This is a genomic window from Shewanella sp. A32 (genome assembly GCF_029167175.1).
Classification (GTDB): domain Bacteria; phylum Pseudomonadota; class Gammaproteobacteria; order Enterobacterales; family Shewanellaceae; genus Shewanella; species Shewanella yunxiaonensis.
Window position 1 is genome coordinate 12,141 of the sequence record NZ_JARFTS010000002.1, and the last position, 16,419, is coordinate 28,559.

13 protein-coding genes are annotated in these 16,419 nt (G+C 50.2%); 9 read left to right on the forward strand and 4 right to left on the reverse strand.

Features of this window, described 5'->3' with window-relative positions; all coding sequences use genetic code 11:
• The first annotated feature begins 252 nt into the window (after positions 1-252).
• The 7 genes from mlaF to murA are packed head-to-tail and all read left to right on the forward strand — an operon-like array spanning position 253 to position 4,842.
• Positions 253-1,065: a phospholipid ABC transporter ATP-binding protein MlaF gene (gene mlaF / locus PY479_RS01960; RefSeq protein ID WP_212595347.1), complete on the forward strand. Its 813-nt coding sequence runs from the start codon at positions 253-255 to the stop codon at positions 1,063-1,065.
• Positions 1,052-1,837: a lipid asymmetry maintenance ABC transporter permease subunit MlaE gene (mlaE, locus tag PY479_RS01965; protein ID WP_275482709.1), complete on the forward strand. Its 786-nt coding sequence runs from the start codon at positions 1,052-1,054 to the stop codon at positions 1,835-1,837. Before mlaF ends, mlaE begins: the two co-directional genes overlap by 14 nt.
• Before the next feature lie 32 nt (positions 1,838-1,869).
• On the forward strand, positions 1,870-2,346 hold the full coding sequence (mlaD, locus tag PY479_RS01970; protein ID WP_275482710.1) for an outer membrane lipid asymmetry maintenance protein MlaD: 477 nt from the start codon (positions 1,870-1,872) through the stop codon (positions 2,344-2,346).
• Between the two features lie 10 nt (positions 2,347-2,356).
• On the forward strand, positions 2,357-3,016 hold the full coding sequence (gene mlaC / locus PY479_RS01975) for a phospholipid-binding protein MlaC (protein WP_212595350.1): 660 nt from the start codon (positions 2,357-2,359) through the stop codon (positions 3,014-3,016).
• Positions 3,013-3,288, forward strand: a complete 276-nt coding sequence (locus tag PY479_RS01980; protein ID WP_275482711.1) for an STAS domain-containing protein — start codon at positions 3,013-3,015, stop codon at positions 3,286-3,288. The genes mlaC and PY479_RS01980 overlap by 4 nt, the downstream gene beginning before the upstream one ends.
• Before the next feature lie 27 nt (positions 3,289-3,315).
• On the forward strand, positions 3,316-3,573 hold the full coding sequence (locus PY479_RS01985; protein WP_212595352.1) for a BolA family protein: 258 nt from the start codon (positions 3,316-3,318) through the stop codon (positions 3,571-3,573).
• A gap of 9 nt (positions 3,574-3,582) precedes the next feature.
• The gene (gene murA / locus PY479_RS01990; protein ID WP_212595353.1) at positions 3,583-4,842 is read left to right on the forward strand and encodes a UDP-N-acetylglucosamine 1-carboxyvinyltransferase; all 1,260 of its coding nucleotides are present in this window, start codon (positions 3,583-3,585) and stop codon (positions 4,840-4,842) included.
• A 58-nt stretch (positions 4,843-4,900) separates the two neighbouring features.
• Here murA and PY479_RS01995 read toward each other — a convergent pair whose 3' ends face one another.
• From PY479_RS01995 to rapA, 4 genes are all read right to left on the reverse strand, one after another.
• Positions 4,901-5,854: a sensor domain-containing diguanylate cyclase gene (locus PY479_RS01995; protein ID WP_212595354.1), complete on the reverse strand. Its 954-nt coding sequence runs from the start codon at positions 5,852-5,854 to the stop codon at positions 4,901-4,903.
• 12 nt (positions 5,855-5,866) lie between these two features.
• The gene (locus tag PY479_RS02000) at positions 5,867-6,868 is read right to left on the reverse strand and encodes a response regulator (protein ID WP_275482712.1); all 1,002 of its coding nucleotides are present in this window, start codon (positions 6,866-6,868) and stop codon (positions 5,867-5,869) included.
• A gap of 79 nt (positions 6,869-6,947) precedes the next feature.
• Complete coding sequence (locus PY479_RS02005; RefSeq protein WP_275482713.1) at positions 6,948-7,838, reverse strand: DUF3530 family protein; 891 nt, start codon at positions 7,836-7,838, stop codon at positions 6,948-6,950.
• A 102-nt stretch (positions 7,839-7,940) separates the two neighbouring features.
• A complete protein-coding gene (gene rapA / locus PY479_RS02010; protein ID WP_212595357.1) occupies positions 7,941-10,847 on the reverse strand; it encodes an RNA polymerase-associated protein RapA in 2,907 nt (968 codons plus the stop codon).
• A gap of 314 nt (positions 10,848-11,161) precedes the next feature.
• Between rapA and PY479_RS02015 the strand changes: the two genes are divergently transcribed.
• On the forward strand, positions 11,162-12,556 hold the full coding sequence (locus tag PY479_RS02015) for a PhoH family protein (RefSeq protein ID WP_212595358.1): 1,395 nt from the start codon (positions 11,162-11,164) through the stop codon (positions 12,554-12,556).
• 117 nt (positions 12,557-12,673) lie between these two features.
• Positions 12,674-16,366, forward strand: a complete 3,693-nt coding sequence (locus tag PY479_RS02020; RefSeq protein ID WP_212595359.1) for a response regulator — start codon at positions 12,674-12,676, stop codon at positions 16,364-16,366.
• Positions 16,367-16,419: the final 53 nt, after the last annotated feature.

The window sequence follows — 16,419 nt, forward strand, 5'->3', positions numbered from 1 at the left end:
CTGGGGCTGCCAGTTGTGTGCCGTAACTCTATTGCGTACAATTTATCGCTGATTATATCAGGCCTCTGGTTCACAGAAGGCTGTTCAGTAACGGTTCAGATTGGCGTGACTAACATGATTGGAGTGTTTCCAAGATGCAAAACATCGATGTTGGCAATCTGAGAACGTTCCGGTAACTCAGGGTTACGTCTGTGACGGGATAAGCGGCAAATCCCACTCATAAAACAGGAATTTTTAGAACTGGAAGCAAACATGAGCCAAACCCAGACTGCGTTGGTCGAAGTCAAGAACCTCTGTTTCAGCAGGGGCTCTCGGGTGCTCTACGATAAGATCAATCTGAGCATCCCCAAAGGCAAGGTAACCGCCATAATGGGCCCCAGCGGTATCGGCAAAACGACATTGCTGAAGCTGATTGGTGGTCAGCTTACTCCTGATAGCGGTGAAGTACTGTTTGAAGGGAAAAACATCCATAAACTCTCACGTCATGAGCTGTTTGATGTGCGTAAGCGTATGAGCATGCTGTTTCAAAGTGGTGCCTTGTTCACTGACATGAACGTATTCGACAACACCGCTTTTGCACTGCGTGAACATTCTGGTCTGCCAGAAGCGATTATTCGCCGTATCGTCCTGATGAAGCTTGAGGCGGTCGGGCTACGCGGTGCCGCATCCTTGATGCCCAGCGAACTTTCCGGCGGGATGCAACGACGTGCTGCACTCGCCAGAGCGATTGCAATGGAACCGGAAATGGTGATGTACGATGAACCGTTTGCAGGACAAGATCCCATCTCGATGGGCGTGCTGGTGAAACTGATCCGCGAGTTGTCTGATGCCTTATCCCTGACTTCGGTTGTGGTGTCTCACGATGTCGGTGAAGTCCTGAGTATTGCTGACTATGCCTACGTCATCGCGGATAAACGGATTATTGCTGAAGGGTCGCCGGAAGCGTTACGGCAGGCTGACAATCCGCAATTACGGCAGTTTATCGATGGTGCGCCGGATGGTCCTGTACCATTCCATTATCCCGCCATGGATTATCAGAAGGAGTTACTGGGTGCGTCTGACTGATTCTATTGCCGATCTCGGACATGATGCTCTGGGATTGATTTCCGGCTTAGGTAAAGCCGGATTGTTGCTGTGGGGGTCGTTGGTACAGTTACCTCGACCCAAAAAAGGGACACCGTTACTGGTCAAACAGATTTATGTTGTTGGCGTGCAGTCGATGGTGATCATCCTGGTTTCCGGTTTGTTCATCGGCATGGTATTGGCGCTGCAGGGCTATACCATTTTAGTGGATTTCGGCACGGAACAAAGCCTGGGGCCTTTAGTTGCCTTGAGTCTGTTGCGTGAACTTGGCCCCGTGGTTACCGCTTTATTGTTTGCGGGTAGGGCCGGTTCGGCATTAACCGCTGAACTGGGGTTGATGAAAAGCACTGAACAGCTGTCGAGTCTGGAAATGATGGCAGTAGATCCTCTGCGTCAGATTATAGCGCCGCGGTTTTGGGCTGGTTTTATCAGCATGCCGCTGCTGGCGTTGATGTTTACGGCGGTGGGGATCTATGGCGGTTATCTGGTAGGCGTTGAGTGGAAGGGTATTGATAACGGTGCCTTCTGGTCGATTCTGCAAGCTGCGGTTGAGTGGCGCCAAGATATTGTGAATTGTCTGATTAAAAGCTTTGTATTTTCCTGGGTAGTGACTTGGATAGCGTTATATCGTGGTTACCATCTGGTGCCCAACCCGGAAGGGATTAGCCGGGCCACCACTCAGACTGTGGTGCAATCAAGCTTAGCGGTACTGGCTCTGGACTTTTTGCTGACAGCACTGATGTTTGGCAATTAATGGATAATAGCGTTTAACTTTGGTAACTGATTATGTTGACAAGAAAAATTGAATTCTTGGTAGGTATGTTTCTCGTAGCGGGGATGGCGGCATTTCTGGTGCTGGTATATAAGGTCGCCAACGTAGAGGTACGTACTTCTAGTGACACATACACTTTGACAGCTGAGTTCAGCAACGTCGGCGGTTTGAAGGTGCGTTCTCCGGTAAAAGTTGGCGGGGTAGTTGTTGGCCGTGTCAGCGGTATTTCTTTGGATCCAAAGAAAATGGAGCCAGTCGTTACGCTGACAATGGACAAGCAATACGATAATTTCCCGGAAACCAGCAGTTTATCAGTGCTGACTTCGGGGCTATTAGGAGAACAATATCTCGGGCTGACCCCAGGTTTTGTTGATGATGATGTGTCCATTCTGAAGGATGGGGATCGTATTGATGATACCCATTCGGCAATGGTGTTAGAGGATCTTATCGGCCAGTTCTTGTATAGCGCTGGTTCCAAGGATAAGAAATAAGGAGTCTTTTATGTTGAAGAAATTAATGGGTGTAATGGCAGCAGTGTGTATGCTGTTGCCGGTAGTCGTTCACGCACAAACTGCTGCAAAAGACTATAAAGATCCTTATGCCATGATTAAGGAAGTGGCAGATCAGACTTTTGCACGTTTTCATCAGGAGCAGGACAAAATTCAAGCCAATCCTGACTACCTGAAAACCATCGTCACTGAAGAGTTGATGCCTTATGTTGACTCTCGTTATGCTGCATACAAGGTGTTAGGCCCGTATCTGCAGGACACCACCAAAGAGCAGCGTGACGATTTTGTCGCGGCATTTGAAGGTTATCTGGTGACCACGTATGCCCAGGCATTTACCGCTTACACTGATCAGAAAGTTGAATTTGCCCCAGCCAGTGATTTTTCCGGTGAGCGCATGGTCGCAGTCGATGTGCAGATCGTCGATCATGACCGTCCACCTATCAAACTGGAATTCAAGGTTCGTCGTTTGAAAGATGATACCTGGAAAGCCTTCGATATGGTGGCAGAAGGCGTTAGCCTGCTGAATTCTAAACAGTCAGAAGTGACCTCCATGGTGCGTGAGAAAGGCATTGATGCCGTCATTACAATGTTGCAGGAAAAAGCCAATATACATATCGACTTTAGTGCACCTAAAGGTAAGGATGCTCTGTGATAGAATTCAAGCAACAGGGTGATTGTTGTCAGGTACTGGGTCGACTGAGTCAGGAAGACGTCAAGCAGTTGTGGTCACAGAGGAAAACTCTGGTGGCCGCAGGCACCCGGACGCTGGAGTTAAGCGGGCTGGAATATAGCGACACCGCCGGTGTCGCCTTCCTGATGGAGTTGCTTAGCCAACATCCATCGGAGTTGCAGTTGGTGGCACCATCAACCCAAGTGAAACGTTTGATAGACCTGTATGATTTACAGGATTTTTTTAATGAGTAATCAACGCCTGACAAGGTATATTCGCTGATGGATACACAAGAGATCGAAACTGTTTTGCGCGAAGCGCTGAGTCTTACCGAAGTTTATGTGACGGTGGAAGGGACTCATTTCAAAATTGTTGCCGTAGGCGATTGCTTTGATGGTATGAGTAAAATCAAGCAGCAACAGGCGATTTATGCGCCACTGATGGATCGTATTACCAGTGGTGAAATGCACGCCCTCAGTATTAAGACTTTTACTCCTGCACAGTGGCAGCGTGAAAAGATCTTCAACATGCCAGTGTAGAGAAGTAACGTGGATAAATTAACTATTCAGGCAAGTGGCCCACTTGCCGGTAATGTCGTGATCTCCGGATCTAAAAATGCGGCATTGCCAATCTTAATGGCCGGTGTGCTCACCGCTGACCCAGTGGTTTTGTCAAATGTCCCCAATCTGCGAGACGTCACCACTAGCTGCAAATTGATGCGTTGCCTCGGTGCCGAGGTGTCAGATCCGCAAAATGGGGTAGTGCAGATCAACGCCGCAAATATCCATGAGTTCTGTGCCCCGTACGATTTGGTGAAAACCATGCGTGCGTCAATTTTGGTGTTAGGTCCGTTGTTGGCACGGTACGGCACTGCCGATGTATCACTTCCTGGTGGCTGTGCCATCGGTGCCCGGCCGGTCAACTTGCATCTGCACGGGTTAGAGCTGATGGGGGCACACATCGAGGTCAAGGAAGGCTACGTCAAAGCTCGTATTGATGGCCGTCTTAAGGGGGCGCATATCTTTATGGACACTGTGAGCGTCGGTGCTACCGAAAACTTGCTGATGGCAGCCTCGCTGGCGGATGGCGAAACCATTATTGAAAATGCGGCCAGAGAGCCAGAAGTTGTTGATCTGGCAAAATGCCTAATAGCCATGGGCGCTCGTATTGAAGGGGCGGGCACCGCGACCATTCGTATTCAAGGCGTGGAAAAACTGCACGGTTGTGATTATCGGGTGATGCCCGATCGTATCGAAACCGGTTCATTTTTGGTCGCTGCAGCGGTGACTCGTGGTCGGATTCGTTGCCTGGACGCTGATCCTGCGTCATTGGAAGCGGTACTGGCTAAATTACAGGAAGCAGGTGCACAGATTACTGTCGGTGATGATTGGATTGAGCTGGATATGAAAGGACAGCGCCCTAAAGCGGTGAACCTGAAAACCATGCCTTACCCAGGATTTCCAACTGACATGCAGGCGCAGTTCTGTGTGTTGAACGCGCTGGCACAAGGTACCGGGACGATTACGGAAACCATTTTTGAAAACCGTTTTATGCATGTGCCGGAGCTGAATCGTATGGGCGCCAGTATGGAACTGGAAGGCAACACTTGTATTATTCATGGTCGGGAGTCGCTTAACGGTGCGCAAGTGATGGCGACTGACCTGCGTGCTTCCGCCAGTCTGGTGATCGCCGGGTTGGTGGCTGAGGGCACTACTGTCGTCGATCGCATTTATCACTTGGACCGTGGTTACGAGCACATCGAAGCGAAATTCAGTGACCTTGGTGGCAATGTGGTACGAGTGTCCTGATATCGCGGCAGACATAAAAAACCGCCAATAGGCGGTTTTTTTATGAGTGACCCGACGGTTACTCGACAATATTAATCTGATCTCTACCTGCCATTTTGGCATTTGCCAGCGCTTCATCCGCAGTATCCAACCAGCGATCATAGCCACTACATTCATCATTGAGCGTAGAAATCCCGATGCTGATGGCAAAGCTGAGGTGGCTGCCATTAAATAATAATGGTGTTTGCTGTAGGCTGAATTGCAGCCTCGCTGCCAGCTGTGATGCCTGCACCGTATCACAATGGTGCAATAGCAAAGCAAAGCTGTTAGCGCCATACCGGCAAGCAACATCGGTGTTGCGTAAATTACGGCTGACAAGATGTGCCAGATGCTGAATTGCACGATCCCCGGCAATATGTCCGTGTTGGTCATTAATCTGCTTCAGATAGTCAATATCCACCATCATCAGCGTTGTCGGCTCCTGGTAACGGCTAAAACGGGCAAATTCCTGTTCCACTAACTGCTGCCAGTGTCGCCGATTAAATAGCTGGGTAAGTTCATCACGTTGTGTTAACTGTTGCAGCTGTTCATTGGCGGCCGTCAGCTGTAATTTATTGATGGCTATATCGGTGACATCATAAATAATCATGCTGATATGACTGGTACCCGTTAATGAGGACAGTGGCAGTAACGTGATGTTTTGGTACATGAATTCCGCACGGCCGGTGATCGGTCGATAGTTGTTGAACTTAAAGATGTAAGGACGCTGTTCCCAGCTGATAAACACATTGTTTTTCAGCAGGAAGACCTGCTCCATTTTCTGTTTCAGCCAGTCCGCTGGCAGTTCAGGAAAGCGCTGAAACAAATTGTTGCCCTTAAGCTCATTGGGCGAGATCCCACTGTGGTTTTCCATAAAGCCGTTCCACAGCTGGATATTGAACTGGCGATCCAATACCACCAGGCCCACTTCTATTGTCTGCACCATGTCAATTAGCCAGTGCAGTTCATTCATCGGATCAGCATCATGGTTCATGGCAGTATCCAGTTAATGCATCAGATAGCCGAGCTTGAAATTCAGTGTCGGCAAAGAGTCTTCAGTAAACAGCAATAACAGATCGCATTGCACGTTATGCCCTTCAATCCGGTAATTAATCTCCATTGCCAGGGTACGTTTCCAGCGGCCGGAATTGTCATGGATCAGGTCGTTCACGGTACAATGGCGACCGAGGACAATCGGATGCGCCTGACTGAAGGTCATATCCAGTTGCTCGGCAATCCCGTTGAGAAAAGCCCCGATCAGCACATTACCGGTATCAATTAATACTTCTATTTCGGTGTTGGCATTATCCGGATTGGACATGCCCATCAGCGCCGCCATGTCAGCAAAACTGGAGTCATGAAATATCAGTAGTGCCTCTCCGGCAATACCGGCACCAATGAATCCCTGACACAGTGCCGAGACCTGGGTACTGTTTTCGGTCGCTTTCAGTGCCATAGTAAGTTCGCTGACTTCCAGCACATTCACATTCGGGATCGGCAGTAAAACAAAAACATCGAGTAACTTAGCTAACAGATCGGCAGCACGGCCCATGGCAACGTTGGCCACTTCCTGACAGGCATCGCGCAGATCGACCTCCAACATCGAGGCGTTGTCAGTGGTCGTGGATGGCTCCAGAGCGAGTGAGAGAATGCCATATTCTTCGAGAATGTTGATAATTGCGTCGGCAGTGACGGGCTTTTGAATGAAATCCAGGGCACCAAGCGCTTTGACACGTTGATGGGCCTGTAACTGAATATCGCCGGAGACCACAATGATCATGGCGGGTAAATCCTGCTGTTGCACCATGCGTAGTACTTCGTAGCCATCCATTACCGGCATATTCAGGTCGAGAAAAACGATCTCGCCCTTACCGGCTCGAATTGCTTCGAGTCCCTCCGCGCCGTTGGCGGCGTAGGAGATTTCCACGTCCCATTCTTTGGGGAGTGTCCGCGCCATTTGCTTGCGTGCCAGCGCTGAATCATCACAAATCAATACCGGAATGGTCATGCCATCGCTCGCTCCATGAACAGGTTGAAAGAAAACAATCGCTTCATTATAGACAGCTCACTCGCCTAGAGTGTGACCTTTAGCTGCTTGTTTCTGAGGTTACCTTGGCGGTTTGCGCACCGCTGCTGCCAGTAATGCTGCTGCCCATCTGATTAATTAACTGCAGGCAACGTTCGTATGCAGTCTGTTGCGTCAGGTCGAGTGCTAACAGTCGCTGGCGCGAGCGATATCCAGGATGAGCTTCAAACACCTGCTGCCGCTGTGGTTGCGTGCTAAGTGATGCACTATTCGCGTCACGGGATTGTAAATCGAGTACAGTCAACGGCAATTTAGCCAATTGCGCTGGGATCTCGGCATTAGCCGCAGACGGTTCACTATACGGATTAATCAGCACTAATAGATCCGGTTTAGCGATGCCTTTGCGGGTGAGCAGGTTCAACACTAACGCTGCAGACGCCCCTTCGGCAATCAGCAGTTGTTTCCCGGCAAAGGCTTGAGCGGAGGATTGCAGTTGCGTTAGCCCTTGTCGCAGATAGTCTTCTTGGCTTTTCTGTAGTTGTTGCCAGTCTGCATCGCTACGTTTACTCAGTGTCGAGTTTCCTGGCGGCGGCGTTTTGCCATCACCGGCTTTGCTGACTTCGGTGGCGGCAGTGGTAAAGTTAGGTTCCTGCGGCTGCGCTGGTGGTGTCAGGCTAAAGGTGGTCCAGCCGGACAGGTTGAGATTTTGTCTTAAATAGTTCAGCAAACCGGGTGACATTGCTTGCTGCCCCGGTGGCGGAATGATGATGACACTACCGCGATGAATGCGATATTGCCACTCACGAGTCAGCACCGTGACCGGTTTACTGTCAATCTGGATCTGGCTGACCTCAGCCTTGTCAGCGTCAGTCGCAGGTGCGGACGCTGCCACTAACGGCAGTGCCGGTATGGCCGTCAGCAGTAATGACCACAGTGCGTAATGTTTGAGCAAAATTGTCCCCGGGCGGTGAGAATCTGGTCTCATTATAAAAGGATTATGCCATTCGGATAGTGCGCGCACGCGTAAAAAAGCCCGCAGATGCGGGCTTAGCTGTTACACGTGACTGACCAGTACTAATCTGATGGCGTCGAGCTGCAATTGACAGTTATCCAGATAGCCATTGAGTTCTCGTATCTGTTCCCGCAGGTATTCCAGTTCATCTTCACGAATATTGGGATTTACCGTCTGTAACGCTTCCAGGCGTTCCAGTTCACTCAGCAAGCTGGATTCCATCTGTTGCCGGGCTTGTTGTATCAACTGTGCCATTGCATCCTGTCCATGTTGCTCTCCTTTGGCCAGCAACGGGTGGAGCAATGGCTGTGAAGCATTTACCAGTTTGCTGCCAATATGGCGATTTACCGGACTCAACTGCCGTTCCCATTGGTCATAAGTCACTTTACTGGCCAGATTATTGCCATCTTTATCGAGCAAGACCCTGATAGGCGTTGTCGGCAGATAGCGGAAGAGTTGACTGGCTTTCGGTGCGGACGCATCAGCGATGTAGATCAATTCCAGAAAGAGAGTGCCAGCAGGCAAGGCTTTGTTTTTTAATAGCGAAACGCACGTTGTCCCCGTATCCGAACCGGTGACCAGATCCAGACCGGTTTGTACCAGCGGATGCTCCTGAGTGATTAAAGCAATGTCATCACGCGACAACGCGGTGTTGCGGTCAAAGGTCACGGTAATCCCATCTTCTGGTAATCCCGGATAAGTTGGAAACATCATGTGCTCACTCGGATGCAGCACTATGGTGTTTTCGCCTTTGTCTTCCTGATCGACACCGATCACATCCCACAAGCGGATAACCGAACCGATCAGTTGGGTGTCATTGTCCATCTCTGCCAGTTGCCAAGCCAGCGCTTTGGCGCGATCACCGCCGTTTGAGTTGAGTTCCAGCAATTTATCCCGCCCTTGTTCCATTGCCTGTTTCAACTCTTTGTATTGCGCCCGCACGCGATTGAGCAGACTGGTCATGGATTCATCATCAGCATGGACAAGTAACGGCAACAGTTCTTCAGAAAATTCCTTGAATAGGATATGGCCGACCGGACAGGTTTGCTCAAAAGCGTTCAGTCCCTGATGGTACCAATCGAGCAACCTTGATTGCGCGCAGTCTTCGATATAGGGCAGATGGATCTGTACATCATTTTGTTGACCAATACGGTCCAGACGTCCAATCCGTTGTTCCAACAGATCAGGATTCAGTGGCAGGTCGAATAAGACCAGATGGCTGGCGAACTGGAAGTTACGACCTTCTGAGCCGATTTCTGAGCAGATCAGCGCCTGTGCGCCACCTTCTTCTTGGGCAAAGAAGGCACCCGCCTTATCGCGTTCAATGATGGACATGCCTTCGTGGAACACGGTGGTCAGTATCCCTTCTCGGGTGCGCAATGCTTCTTCCAGACTCAATGCGGTTGCCGCCTGGGAAGTGATAATCAACACTTTCTTGCTGCGATGATTTTTCAGAAATTCGATTAACCAGTCGATCCGCGGATCAAACTTCCACCATGCCGCTGATTGTTCATCGAATTGCTGAAACAGCTTTTCCGGTGTCAACATCAGGCGGGCTTGGGTCTCATCTGGCAAGTTGCGATTCATGGTCAGCGCTACGCGCATGGCCGTTTCATATTGCTCGGGCATCGGCTGTGGGTAGCTGTGGAATATGCGCTGCGGAAAACCTTTTACTGAGGCTCTGCTGTTACGGAACAGGACTCGCCCAGTACCGTGCCGATCCAGTAATTGCTGCAGCAATTCATCGCGCGCTTGTTGCTGTTGTTCTGGCGCAATATTGTCTGCCTGGATCAGTTTTATGGCTGGAATAATATCTTTTTCCGCCAGCAGTTCGGTCAGAAGTTCAATCGCATCATCGGGTAACTTGCGACCGCTGGCAATGGCATCCGCGGCGGTTGCTACCTGGCGATAATCCTGTTCTTCTTTGATAAATGCCTGATAGTCGTAGAAGCGGTTAGGATCGAGCAGCCTGAGTCTGGCAAAGTGACTTTCATGCCCCAACTGATCGGGGGTTGCGGTGAGCAGCAGCACACCAGGTATTACCTGTGCTAACGCCTCAACAATCTGATAGGCACGGCTGGGTTTGTCGGCTGTCCATTCCAAGTGATGCGCTTCATCTACCACCAGTAAATCCCAGTCGGCATCCAGAGCCTGGTCAAGACGGCGTTTTTGTTTCAACAGATCCAGCGAACAGATCACCAACTGTTCGGTGTAAAACGGGTTGTCGTGATCGGCGAACGCTTCCACACAACGCTCTTCATCAAACACGGAAAAGCGCAGGTTGAAACGGCGTAACATCTCGACTAACCACTGATGACGTAAGGTGTCTGGTACCAGAATGAGTACCCGTTCGGCTCGACCGGTCATCAATTGCTGGTGGATGATGAGGCCCGCTTCAATGGTTTTCCCCAGACCTACTTCATCGGCCAGTAGTACTCGAGGGGCATGGCGCTGACCCACTTCAGAGGCAATCCACAGCTGATGCGGGATCAAACCGACCCGCGGACCTTGCAATCCGAGCATCGGTGAGGTGGCGAGATCATGCCGCAGACGTTGTGCCTGATAACGGATCCCAAAACGATCCATGCGGTCTATCTGGCCGGCGAACAAGCGATCCTGCGGTTTATTAAAGCGAATGTTATGGTCGAGTAAGGTTTCTCTGAGGCAGACTTGTTCGCCACTGTCACTATTGATGCCATGGTAATGGACTAAATCATCAATTTCTTCGGTACGCTGAATTTCCAGCGTCCAGCCTTCATGGCTTTTGACTTTGTCACCGGGGTTGTAGATCACGCGGGTCAGCGGGGCTTCATTTCGAGAAAAAATACGGTTTTCTCCGGTTGCCGGAAATAGCAGGGTGACCATCCGGCCTTCCAGTTGCACAACTGTGCCCAATCCAAGCTCTGATTCCGTATCACTGATCCAACGTTGACCTAAAGCGAATGGCATTTTTAACTCTTTTCCTCGGCGCCTATTGAAGGGCGCGTATGTTATATCAATCCGATTATAATACCAATCCCGCTAGCTGCCGTTCGACCATCAGTTAATTGCCTACTTTTTCAATGATGTAAATTCTGTGTTAAAAATTCTTCGGGCGAAGCGATTGTCATCCCGAAATAATGGTGACAGTATAAAAACTGAACCCGACATTCGGGGGACGCCTTCAACCCACCTCTGCACAGGAGCCTCTGACTTTATATTCGGGCGTAACCCGCCAATACAAAACTACAAAGACATAATGCAATGACGCTTATGGAGGCGCTATGGAACAAGACGACAGGAAATTGTTTGTACTTGATACCAATGTTTTATTGCATGAACCCTTGGCGATTTATTCATTTAAAGAGCACGACGTGGTGGTCCCCATGACGGTGCTGGAAGAGTTGGACCAGATCAAAGACCGTAAGCGCGATGTCAGTCGTGATGCCAGAGTGGCTATCCGGGCGTTGGAAGATACTCTGGGTGGTGATATTACGCCGGAACAGATTATTAATGGTGTGCTGCTGCCAACGCGTGAAGGCCACAGTGACGCTACCGGTACCCTCGCGATTTTCCCTGATCATCAGATTGAATTCACTATCGGCGCCCTGCCGGGTGATAACAACGATAACCGCATTATCAACACTGCACTCTATTTGCAAAAGCTGCATCATCCCCGTCCGGTCGTACTGGTCACCAAAGACATCAATATGCGTCTTAAGGCCAAAGGTGCGGGTATGCTGATGGTCGAAGATTACCGAACCGACCAGCTGATTGATGATATTCGTTTCCTGTCCAAAGGTTTCCACGAATTTGAAGGCAATTTTTGGGAACACCTGGAGCGCGTTGCGACCGAGCGTCATGGCCGACAGACCATCCATGATGTGCCGTTAAAGGATCTGGGTGACGATATCTTTTACATGAATCAATATCTATTGGATGCGGAATCCAATTTTTGCGGTCGGGTCGTCGGGCGTTCAAATGATTCTCTCAGCGTGTTGGATCTGGGGCGTGATCGCTTGCTGAATATGGAAGCCTGGGGAGTGCGACCTAAAAATATTTATCAGGGCATGGCATTGCAGGCGTTGATGGACCCGGATATTGATTTGGTGATCCTCACCGGCCCGGCGGGTTGCGGTAAGACGTTGTTGGCCATGGCGGCGGCATTGGAGCTGGTGATTGAGCGTAATCAATACGATAAGGTCATCGTCACTCGTAATACGCCAGAAATCGCAGAGTCCATCGGGTTCCTGCCTGGGACCGAAGAGGAAAAAATGGCACCGTGGCTTGCCGCCATTACTGACACGCTGGAAGTGCTGCATAAACATGACGTTAACCCTGCAGGATCGCTGAATTACATCATGGATAAAGCCAATATCCAGTTTAAATCGATTAACTTTATGCGCGGTCGTTCAATTCAGAATGCCGTGGTGTTGCTGGATGAGTGCCAGAACCTGACCGCCTCGCAAATCAAAACCATGATTACCCGCATGGGCGAGGGCACTAAACTTATCTGCTGCGGTAACCTGGCACAGATTGACTCCAACTATCTCACCGCGGTGACTTCCGGTTTGACCTATATCGTTGAACGGTTCAAACAGTTTGAAGGCAGTGCCAATATTTACCTCAATGGTGTGGTTCGTTCCCGGTTAGCGGAATTTGCTGAAGAGCAGTTGTAAGCCTTTGTAATCGTGTGTAAGGCCTCGAGTGAGGCCTTTGTTTTACACGGTAAACTGCTATCATAGTGGCAGTTATCTGCGCTGTGTCGAGTCAACAGCGTTGTCCAAGGGTAAGGGATGAAATCAATAGAACCTGAGCTTCAGCTTAAGTCACCTATCCAGAAAAATTACAACCGCGCGGTATTTTACACCTACATAGGTGTGATAGTGCTGGCGTTGCTGACCGCTTGGGGGTTTTACGAGCGCCAGAAAAATGAACAGATGCAGTTACGTGAGGAACAAGTGGATCGTCACGTCATGCAGATTGATCTGTTGCTGGAATCCAGTATTCGCGCCGTCAAAAGTCTCCGAGATATTGCCGTTGACCACTTGCGTTTAGCAGAGCAAGTGCGCAAACAATGGCTGCCCAAATATGAGAAATTTAATGAAAGCGGGCAGTATTTCACGCTAGAACCCTCCTACGCCAAAAGTGGCGAACCGTTTACCAATATGGGGCGCATTACCGGTATTGGTTCGCTTGATGGTCGCAGCGAAAAGTTCTATCAGGAACTGGAAATGTTGTTTGAGCTGTCGCTGTCGTTTCCCGTTGCCAAAGAAGCTGCGCCTAAAGCCTCCGCGATTTATTACATTTCCAAGCGGCGGATGATGTCCTATTACCCCTGGCCGTCAGACGATGTTCGTTTCCGTGATGAGTTACTGCACCGCCAACAGTTTCAGTTAGCGACGCCTGAAATGAACCCGCAGCGCAGTGTGTTCTGGAGTGAAGCCTATGTGGATGCGGCGGGTAATGGTCTGCTGACGACGCTGGGCGTCCCAATCTACCTTGATGATGATTTTATCGGCTCTATCAACCTGGATATGACCTTGGCGTCGTTGGCGCGGCAGATCCGGCTGTATTTTAAAATGCCCGGGACGGTGATTCTGCTCGACCAGGGTAATAACATTCTGTCGCACAGTGACTTTGATACCTCCAGTATCAACCGGGTGTACCACATCAGTCAGCGCATCCCGGCGGAGCTGCATTCATTGCCGGAATCAGAACTGTTTGATGCCCATGAAGGCATGATCCGTAATGGCTATTACATCTACTCTGTGGCGCTGCATAACGCACCTTGGCGTTTGCTCTACCTGCAGAACGTAGATGACATGTTCTCGGACTCCTTTGAGAAACTGAAAGCCACTTTTTTCCTGGTGGTGCTGGCCCTGTCGATACTGGTGACCATAGTGCACTGGCAGACCCGGCGCTCATTTGTCAGTCCGGCGTCGCGCTTATTGAATCATCTGGAAGCCTGTTCACAGGCACCGCAAGAACCGCCGAAAAAGATCAATCGCGACTGGCTTCCCTGGTTTCAACTGGTCAGCCGCATTTTTGATGAGAACCAGCAATACACCAAGCATCTGGCGGAGCAGAACAAACGACTGGATAAACTGGTGGCGCGGCGTACTGAGCGGTTACGTGAAACGACCGAACGCCGTGAACAGGAATTTGCGTTGCTGCGCTCATTATTGGACTCGATTCCCGAAGCCATTGTGTTTAAGGACAAAGAAGGCAAGTACCTCGGTTGTAACAAGGCGGCTGAACGGGTGCTGGGGTATACCGAAAGCGAAATGATCGGGCTGTCGGATCAGGATCTGATCCCGCCGGAGATGTCACAACGCATCAAGCTGGAAGATACCAAGGTATTGCAGGAACGGACGCCACTACGCTATCAGGAAAAAGTGGAACTGGCGGGGCGGCCAGTGTTGCTCGATACCTTAAAACTACCGTTTTACAACCGTCGTGGAGAACTGCAAGGTCTGATTGTGGTGTGGCGCGATGTCACCCGCGAGTATGAATCGGCCGAGCAGCTACGGTTATCAGAAGAACGTTATCATTTGGCGATGGACGCGGTAGAAGATGGCTTGTGGGACTGGTATCTGGACTCAGAACAGATCATCTGTAACCCCTCTTTCTACACCATGCTGGGCTATCAGGCGAACGAGTTTCCCGCTTTGGTTTCTACCATTGATGAATTAACCCACCCGGATGATCGGCAGCGGGTTCAGGACGCGCGAGAGCAGTATCTTCAGGCGCCGGTGGGAACCTATGAAGTGGAATTCCGTATGCGCGGCAAGGGTGGAAATTATCATTGGGTTTTGGCTCGTGGCCGGGTGGTGGAGTTCACCAGTAACGGTGATCCTCGACGTATGCTGGGGACCAATAAGGATATCACGCGCCATAAGAGCACCGAATTGGCGTTGCTGGAAGCGAAAAAAGATGCAGAGCTGGCCAACCTCTATAAGAGCGAATTCTTAGCGAATATGAGCCATGAGATCCGTACGCCGATGAATGCCATCATCGGTATGCTGCAGTTGGCGCAGCGCACCAGTCTCACGCCTCAGCAACAAGATTATCTGGAAAAAGCCGGTTTCTCGGCGCAATCCCTATTGCGGATTATTAACGACATTCTCGATTTCTCTAAAATTGAGGCCGGCAAACTGGAACTGGAAAAAGTGTCATTCCAGCTGGATAAAGTGCTGGAACACGCGCTGGATCTCAATGCCCTCAAAGCGCAGGAGAAAGGCATTGAACTGCTGTTATATGCGCCGGTGACCGCCGGGCTGATCCTCAAAGGCGATCCGTTACGACTAGGACAAGTGTTAGTCAACCTGTTGTCAAACGCCGTGAAATTTACTGCCGATGGCGAGATAGAGCTGGGCTGTGAAGATGTGGGAGAACGTGATCACCGCATAACCTTAAAGTTCTGGGTGCGTGATACTGGCATTGGTATTGAACCGACTAAGCAGAAGCAATTGTTCGATGCTTTTGCGCAGGCTGATGGTTCGACTACGCGCAAGTATGGTGGTACGGGGCTGGGGCTGTCCATCAGTAAACATCTGGTGTCGATGATGGGCGGTGATTTGCGGGTACAGAGTGAGCCTGGTGTCGGCAGTATCTTCAGTTTTACTGTCAGTTTTGAAATGGCCGAAGAGACCACCGTAGCGCCACTGTCAGTGCCTGAGCGTCTTAATAATCTGCGTACGCTGGTGGTGGATGACAACCCCTCGGCATTGCAGATATACGCAGCGCAGTTACGTGATTTCCATTTTGATGTAGAAACTGCCGCCAGTGGTGCCGAAGCCCTGTGTAAACTCGAACAGCACCCCTATGATCTATTGCTGATTGATTGGAAAATGCCAGAGATGGACGGCCGGGATGTTGTCATTGCCATGGATGAAATGGTGGTGAACGGCAAACTGACCAAACGACCTGTCGTCATTATGATGACTGCCTATTCGGCAGAACCGATGGCGCAGGAGTTGGGCAATACCAGCGTGTTTGCCCTGTTGCAAAAGCCGTTTAAGTCATCAGCACTGTTTAACGAAATTATCGCGGCATTTTCGGAAGCACCAGAACTTAATGTGGTGAAGGAACTTCCTGCGGCCGAAAGCGGCGATAAACGCGGTTTAGTACTGCTGGTAGAAGATAACTTAATCAACCAGCAGGTTGCCTGCGAATTGCTTCGTAGCGGTGGTTATGACGTTGATGTGGCCGAAAACGGTAAAGTGGCGCTGGAGATGGTGGCTCAAAAAGGTTACGACGCAGTGCTGATGGATATTCAGATGCCGGTGATGGATGGGTTAACCGCGACTCGTGAACTGCGAAAGCAGTACTCGATGGAACAGTTGCCCATTATTGCCATGACGGCTCATGCGATGTCGGGTGATAAGGATAAGAGTCTGGAAGCCGGTATGAATGCCCACATTACCAAGCCGATTATGCTCAATGAGTTGTTCGACACACTGGGTCATTGGATAAACAAGACTTGAGATAAGCGGATCAATCCCTTAACGTTGATGCCACGGATGCCTAACAACTAAAT